Annotated in this window: 1 protein-coding gene; it reads left to right on the forward strand. The window is 47.7% G+C overall.

The annotated features are described in order from the left end of the window. A partial coding sequence (locus R7E00_RS24965; protein ID WP_318124901.1) for a penicillin-binding transpeptidase domain-containing protein occupies positions 1-1,064 on the forward strand: 1,064 nt, incomplete at both ends.

Below are 1,064 nucleotides of genomic sequence, written 5' to 3' on the forward strand. Positions count from 1 at the left end.
AACGTTGTGCTAATGCGTATGCTCGATGAAAAATACATTACGCAAGAACAATTCGATGAAGCACGTAACGAACCAATCATTGCTCGTTACCACAGTGCAGAAATTGAAGTGTCTGCGCCTTACGTTGCCGAACTTGCACGTGCATGGGCAGTAAAAGAGTACGGTGAAGAGAAAGCCTATACGTCGGGTTTAAATATCTACATGACAGTTGACTCTAAACTGCAAGACGCTGCCAATAAGGCTGCGGTAAACAACCTAATGGCTTATGACGAGCGTCATGGCTACCGCGGCGCAGAAAAAGTGTTGTGGAAAGAAGGGGAAGCCGCTTGGGATGCAGAACAAATTGAGAAGCATCTAAAAGGCCAGCCAACTTACGGCGATCTTTACCCTGCTGTCGTGACAAAAGTGGAAGGCAAAACGGCGCAAGTTGTTGTGAAAAATAACGACGCACAAACCATCCCTTGGACTGGCATAAACTGGGCACGCAAATTCCTCACCGATAACCGTCAAGGTTCAACACCAAAATCTGCACAAGAGGTTTTAGCTGCAGGTGAACAAATTTGGGTTCGCGAGCTAACGACGACCGATGAAGATGGCAACACTCAAAGCAGCTGGAAGCTAAGCCAAGTGCCTAGCGCGAACACCGCATTTGTCGCGATGAATCCTGAAAATGGCGGCATTTTGTCACTGGTAGGTGGTTTTAACTTTGTTCACAGCAAGTTTAACCGCGCAACCATGTCCGTGCGTCAGGTTGGTTCTAGTATCAAACCATTTATTTACTCAGCCGCTATCGATAAAGGCCTAACGTTAGCAACTCTGATCAACGATGCGCCAATCAACAAATGGGACGCAGGTTCAGGATCGGCATGGCGACCAAAGAACTCACCTCCAACTTACGGTGGTCCAACTCGCCTTCGCATTGGCTTAGCGCAATCGAAAAACGTAATGGCGGTTCGTACCTTACGTGAAGTGGGTCTGGATGAAACTCGTCAGTACCTAACTCGCTTTGGATTCGATATCAACGAAGTACCTCGCTCAGAAACTATCGCATTTGGTGCGGGTAG

The organism is Vibrio sp. Vb1755 (assembly GCF_033338635.1).
GTDB lineage: Bacteria > Pseudomonadota > Gammaproteobacteria > Enterobacterales > Vibrionaceae > Vibrio > Vibrio alginolyticus.